At 58.8% G+C, this 6,297-nt stretch carries 7 protein-coding genes; 1 reads left to right on the top strand and 6 read right to left on the bottom strand.

The features are described 5' to 3' along the window. On the top strand, nucleotides 1–194 hold a 194-nt coding region (locus tag V6C07_RS02835), incomplete at its 5' end, for a hypothetical protein (protein WP_333534868.1). A 30-nt stretch (nucleotides 195–224) separates the two neighbouring features. Here V6C07_RS02835 and V6C07_RS02840 read toward each other — a convergent pair. The 6 genes from V6C07_RS02840 to der all read right to left on the bottom strand — a co-directional run. Beyond that, nucleotides 225–929 (bottom strand): ABC transporter ATP-binding protein, encoded by a 705-nt coding sequence (locus tag V6C07_RS02840; protein ID WP_333534869.1) that lies wholly within the window; start codon nucleotides 927–929, stop codon nucleotides 225–227. Continuing rightward, nucleotides 922–1,707 (bottom strand): ABC transporter ATP-binding protein, encoded by a 786-nt coding sequence (locus V6C07_RS02845; protein ID WP_333534870.1) that lies wholly within the window; start codon nucleotides 1,705–1,707, stop codon nucleotides 922–924. The genes V6C07_RS02840 and V6C07_RS02845 overlap by 8 nt, the downstream gene beginning before the upstream one ends. Beyond that, nucleotides 1,704–2,927 (bottom strand): ABC transporter permease subunit, encoded by a 1,224-nt coding sequence (locus V6C07_RS02850; protein ID WP_333534871.1) that lies wholly within the window; start codon nucleotides 2,925–2,927, stop codon nucleotides 1,704–1,706. Before V6C07_RS02850 ends, V6C07_RS02845 begins: the two co-directional genes overlap by 4 nt. 2 nt (nucleotides 2,928–2,929) lie before the next feature. After that, the gene (locus V6C07_RS02855) at nucleotides 2,930–3,838 is read right to left on the bottom strand and encodes a branched-chain amino acid ABC transporter permease (RefSeq protein WP_333534872.1); all 909 of its coding nucleotides are present in this window, start codon (nucleotides 3,836–3,838) and stop codon (nucleotides 2,930–2,932) included. Nucleotides 3,839–3,964: 126 nt separating this feature from the next. Beyond that, nucleotides 3,965–5,095 (bottom strand): branched-chain amino acid ABC transporter substrate-binding protein, encoded by a 1,131-nt coding sequence (locus V6C07_RS02860; RefSeq protein ID WP_333534873.1) that lies wholly within the window; start codon nucleotides 5,093–5,095, stop codon nucleotides 3,965–3,967. A gap of 246 nt (nucleotides 5,096–5,341) precedes the next feature. Next, the coding region (gene der, locus V6C07_RS02865; protein WP_333534874.1) for a ribosome biogenesis GTPase Der at nucleotides 5,342–6,297 on the bottom strand (956 nt) is incomplete at its 5' end.

Genomic DNA, 6,297 nt, shown 5'->3' on the forward strand with positions numbered 1-6,297 from the left:
CCAGCAGGGCCGACCACCGTGCCGACCAAGCGGACAGCGCCAATCGGGCCGGCCGTACCGGCAACGTCAACCAAGATGATCGCACCAACCGCATCGGCCGCACCGACCAAGGCAGACAGCGGTTCATGAACAAAAAGGCGGTGCTGCACTGGGCAGAACCGCCTTTGAATATTCCGGCACGGCATCGCGTTTGAAATGCAGCGCGTCGGTGGAGCAGCCGCAAGCTACATGCCGAGGTATGCGGTGCGCACCTCTTCGCTGCTCAACAGATTGGCGGCGCTGTCGCTCATGACAATGCGGCCGTTTTCCATAACATAGCCGCGGTTGGCGATGCGCAGGGCCTGGTTGGCATTCTGTTCGACCAGGAAGACCGTGGTCCCGGCGGCATTGACCTTCTGGATGATGGAGAAGATCTGCTGGATGATAATGGGCGCAAGGCCCAGGGAAGGTTCATCCAGCAAAAGCAGCTTGGGACGCCCCATGAGGGCGCGGCTGATGGCGAGCATTTGCTGTTCGCCGCCGGAGAGGGTTCCACCTGCCTGCTTGCGGCGTTCGGCCAGGATGGGAAAGAGACTGAACACATAGTCCAGATCGTCTTTGACGGCCTCTTTGTCCTGCCGCAAGAACGCGCCAAGGTCCAGGTTTTCGCGTACACTCAGGTCAGGAAAGATCAGGCGGCCTTCAGGAACCTGAGAAATGCCGAGCGAAACGATCTCATGCGGGGGCAGCTGATGTATGGGTTTGCCGTACCAGAGAATCTCTCCCTGACGCGGGCGGTTGATGCCGCAAACGGTCATGAGCGTCGTGGACTTGCCCGCGCCGTTGGCCCCGATCAGCGTGACAATATCGCCTTCTTCCACCTTGAGAGAAATATCCCGCAGGGCCTGAATATTGCCGTAAAACGTATCGACATTACGCAGCTCAAGCATCGCTTTCTCCCAGGTATGCCTTGATGACGCGCGGGTTGACGCGAATTTCTTCAGGTTTGCCCGTGGCAATGCATGAGCCGTATTCCATAACATAAATGCGGTCTGAAAGAGACATGACCATGCCCATATCGTGCTCGATGAGCAGGATGGAAAGCTGTTGGTTGTCACGAATGGAGCAGACCAGATCCTTGAGCTCGTTGGTTTCCTGCGGGTTCATGCCCGCTGCCGGCTCGTCCAGCAGCAGCATGCGCGGCTCCGTGGCCAGGGCGCGGGCGATCTCAAGCCGCCGCTGCGCGCCATAGGGCAGGTTGCGGGCGGTTTCGTTCCACATGTCTTGCAGGCGTACCAACTCCAGCAGGGCATAGCTCGCGTCGATGCTTTCCTGTTCTTCGCGGCGGGTGCGGCCATCGCGCATGACGGCCCCCAGAATGCCCGCTCGCGTGCGGCAGTGGCGGCCTATCATGACGTTTTCCAGCACGGTCATATCGCTGAAAAGGCGGATATTCTGAAACGTGCGGGCCATACCCATAGCAGTGATAACGTGCGGCTTCTTGCCGTTAAGCAGTTTGGGGCTGCCTTCGCGGTCATACAGAAACATCTTGCCCTCGGTGGGGGTATAGATGCCCGTCACACAGTTGAAAAATGTGGTCTTTCCCGCGCCGTTGGGGCCGATAAGGGCCACAATCTCGCCGCTGTTGACTGTAAGCGACAATTCGTTGAGAGCGCGCAGACCGCCGAAGTCCTGAGAAAGGTCCTGTACTTCAAGCACGGGGTTCACTGGCGGCCTCCTTTGGATTCATGAAGGCCGGTGATGCGGTAGCGGCGCCGTTCGCCGCTGATAAGGCCCTGAGGCCGGAAAATCATCATGATCACCATGATGGCTCCAAAGATGAGCATGCGGTATTCGGAGAAGGCACGCAGATATTCCGGCGCAAGTATGAGAATAAGAGCGGCTATGACCACGCCGGTGATGGAACCCATGCCGCCCAGCACCACCATGGACAGAATCATGGCCGATTCCATAAAGGTGAAGCTTGAGGGATTGATGTAGGTTGTTTTGGCCGCAAAGATAACCCCGGCAAAACCGGCCCAGCACGAGCCAAGGGCAAAGGCGGAAAGCTTCACCCGTGTGATGTCTATACCCATGGCTTCACAGGCAATTTCATCTTCGCGCAGTGCCTGGAGGGCAAGGCCGACCCTGGAGTTTTTCAGGCGGCTGATGACAATGATCGTTATGACCACTGCCGCAAGCACAAGGTAGTAAATATAGGTTGTGCTGGCGCTGATATCCATTTCCATGCCGAAGAATCCGGGACGGGGAATATCACCCACGCCGCGCGGCCCGCCGGTCAGGCTGGTCCAGTTTTGCAGGGCCAGACGCACTATTTCGCCAAAACCCAGGGTAACAATGGCCAGATAGTCGCCGCGCAGTCGCAGAACGGGGAAGCCCAGGGCCAGACCGAAAATGACGGCCACAAAGCCACCCACCGGCAGGCACACCCAGAAGCCCCAGCCCAGGAACTGGTGCAGCAGACCGTAGGCGTAAGCCCCTACGGCATAAAAGGCCACATAGCCGAGCACAAGCTGACCGGCCAGACCCACCACGATATTCAGGCCCAGCGCCAGCATGATATAGAGCAGGGCCGAGATCATGATGTTGGTCTGGTAAAACGAAACCACCAGCGGCATGGCAATCATGATGGCCGCAAGAATAGCCAGGCTTCCGGCCATAAGGACGGGCCGTTCGGAAAGGATGGCCATGCCCGAACCGAGACTGAAATTGCGCGGCAGCCTGATGACGGCCAGGCCCCTGGCCTTGCGGCTGAAGCACCAGTCCCAGATAAGGGCCAGTGCAAAGATGCCCGCGCCCAGCAGGGCGATGCGGTCCAGCCGCCAGGTAACAGTGCTTTCAATGGTGTTCAGCTTGATGCCCAAAACGGGCAGGGTGAGCACCATGAACCAGAGTGCCGCGATGGCGGCCTTGATGACTCTTTGCATGGTTACACCTTCTGCACTTTGGCTTTGCCCAGGATGCCGTCAGGGCGGAAGATCAGAATGAGGATCAGGATGGCAAAGGCCAGCATGTCTTCATAGTTGCCTGAGAAGTACCCGGTGGTGAAGCTTTCGGCGAGGCCGAGCACAAGGCCGCCCACCATGGCTCCGGGGATGGAACCGATGCCGCCGAGTACCGCTGCCGTAAAGGCTTTAAGCCCGGCCAGAAAGCCGATGCCAAAGTTGACCTGTCCCATATGTGAGGCAATGAGCACGCCGCCAAGGGCTGCCAGCCCCGATCCGATAATAAAGGTCAGGGAAATGATGCGGTCGGCGTTAATGCCCAGCAGCAGCGCCATTTTACGGTTCTGCGCCGTGGCGCGCATGGCTTTGCCCATGCGTGTGTAGCGGATGAAAAGCGAGAGCGAAACCATGGCAATGGTGCTGACAGCGAGAATCAGAAAATCGCTGGGTCCCATGACATAGCCGATATGCTCAAGAAAATCCATTTCAGGCAGCAGATTGGGAAAAGGCACGAAGTCTGAGGTCTGGGCCAGCAACACGTAATTCTGCAAAAATATGGACATGCCTATGGCCGAGATCAGGGGCGACAGGCGCGGTGCGCCGCGTAGCGGCTTGTACGCCACCTTTTCCAGCGTGTAGCCATAGGCGGCGCACCAGACAATGGCCGCCAGCGCCGCGACGACAAGTATGCCGCCAGCGGGAAAGCCGTATACGCCCAGCACCCCGGCAACCAGCAGGGCGGTAAAAGCGCCCAGCATGTAAATTTCGCCATGAGCAAAGTTGATAAGCTCAATGATGCCGTAAACCAGGGTGTAGCCCAGAGCTATAAGCGCATAGATACTGCCTCTGGTGAGTCCACCAAAGAAAAGCTCTATAAAAAATTGGATGTCCATGCCGTCCCGCGCGCGCCGGGGCCTGGCAGTGCCACGCTCCGGCGTCAGTTCCGTTATTGCCGTCGGCCGCAGCCGAAAGTGTGTGCGAAAACGGGGGCGCGGCCATGACCGCGCCCCCCTGATCAACTATTCAAGGACGATGCTGTGGTCGAGTTCCACAAATTTTCCGTCTTTGACCTGATAGATGGAGAGAGCCATGCCGGCGGCATCGCCGGTTTTGCTGAAGGTCAGGGTTCCCAGCGGGGTATCCACGGGCGCGGTATGCAGGGCTTCCACAATTTTGGCTGTGTCGGTGCTGCCGGCCTTTTCAATGGCATTGATCAGGGCCTGGGTGGCGGCATAACCGTTGTAGTAGAACGAGCCGGGATCCTTGCCGAACATTTTTACGTGGCCTTCACGGGCGGCCTTGTAAGCGGGCAGGTTGCTGGTGTCCTTGGGATAGGAGGAGTACACGCCTTCGCTGGCCTTGCCGGCCATCTTGATGAAGGCTTCGTCCATAAGGCCGTCAGGGCCGAGCAGGGCGGTGGTCACGCGGTCGCGGCGCATCTGCTGCAGCAGCTTGGAGGCCGTGGGCTGATAGCCGCCGAAAACCACGATGTCGGGCTGCTCGCGCTTGAGTTTGCGCACAACGGCGGAAAAGTCCACGGCGTCGGGGGTGATGGCTTCAAACAGAACGGTCTTGACGCCGGCCTTTTCGAGGTGCTCGCGATTATTGTCCACAAAGCCCTTGCCGTAATCGCCGTTATCATGCAGATAGGCAACTTTTTTGACTTTGAGGTTGTTGAGCATGAAGTCGCTGGTCAGTCCGGCCTGGGCTTTGTCGTTGGCAATGGTGCGGAAGAAGTAGGGGTTGCTGCCGCCTTCCGTAAGGCCGGGAGTGGTGGCAGAAGGCGACATGCTCACGATCTTGGCGTCGGTATACAGGGGCAGGGTAGCCTTGGTGGCGCCGGAGCAGATATGCCCCATAACCACGGCGACCTTGTCGGAAATGAGCTTGGTGGCTGCGTTGGTAGCCAGCTCGGGCTTGCATTGGTCGTCCTGGGCCACCAGCTCGATCTGCTTGCCGAGCACGCCGCCCTTGGCGTTGGTATCGGCAATGACCACCTTGGCAGCGTTCAGGCTGGGTACGCCGTAGGAGGCCAAATCGCCGGAGTGAGCGCCGGCGACGCCGATTTTGATGGTGTCTTCCGCCCGAGCGGGGGCGGCCAGCGCCGCGCAGAGTGCCATTGCCGCAAGCAAGGTTATACCTTTTTTCATCAGCCCCTCCTACGAGAAAATTGTCGCGCGCATTTTGCGCTTCAAAATGGATGAAGACCTCTCTATTGCCTTATTGCGGGCGGCCTGTCAATGCGCGGTTGCCGCGTCTGTCAAGTGCCGGACGGCAAAAGATGCGGTGTTTTTTTACACGATGCCAAAGGCGGCCCGGATGATGTCGGTACATCCGGGCCGCCTCATGAAAATCGTTTTTGGGGTGGTGCTTTGGGGCAGGTGCCTGTTATGGCGCTACTTGTCCTTTTTCTTGTGGCTTGAGCGCAGGTGCAGGCGCATGGGCGCATGAACGATACCGAAGGTTTTTCTCAGTGCGCGTTCAAGGTAGCGGGCGTAGCTCTCCGGCACGCGCGTGGCGTCGCTCACAAAAAACACAAAGGTCGGCGGCTCGGATTCGGCCTGGGTAAGATAGAAGAATTTGGCCCGCGCCCTTTTGACCACAGGGGGCTGGTGACGGGTAAGCACCTCTTCCATGGCCCTGTTGAGGCGTCCTGTGGGGATGCGGATGCTGCACTCCTCATGGATGCGCTGTGCAAGAGGCAGTATTTTATCCAGGTCTTTGCCGCTAAGGGCAGAAACGGGCATGACCGGCACGTGGGGGCAGAATGCCAGCATCTGGCTGACATTCTTTTTCAGCTGATCCAGGGCATGCCGGGGGGCCAGGTCGCATTTGTTGATCAGAACCATGAACGGCGTTTTGCGCGTGTTCAGCATGTCCATGAGGCGCTTGTCCTGCTGGCTCACGCCTTCGGCAGCATCCAGGGTCAGCAGGGTCACGTCCGCCTTTGTGCTGGACTTGATGGCCGAGTTCACAGAGTACTTTTCTACACTGTCCGTAATTTTTGTGCGCCGCCGAACACCGGCCGTGTCTACAAAGACATAGTCCTTGCCATTGCGGCTGAAGCGCACGTCAACGCTGTCACGGGTCGTGCCCGCCACATCGGAAACGATCATGCGGTCTTCGCCGGAAAGCGCGTTGATAAGCGAGGACTTGCCCGCATTGGGGCGGCCAAGCATTGCCAGGCGCAGGGTCGGGGGAGCCGGAGGCGCTTCGGGGGTTTCCTCGGGCAACAGGTCAACCAGGTCTTCCACAAGGGCGCGGATATTGTGTCCGTGCTCGGCGGAGACTGCCAGCAGGGGAAAGCCCGGCACGTGAAATTCCGCCAGGTTCTCATCTGCGCGTTCGGCCC

This window comes from Desulfovibrio sp. 1214_IL3152, assembly GCF_036763055.1.
Classification (GTDB): domain Bacteria; phylum Desulfobacterota; class Desulfovibrionia; order Desulfovibrionales; family Desulfovibrionaceae; genus Desulfovibrio.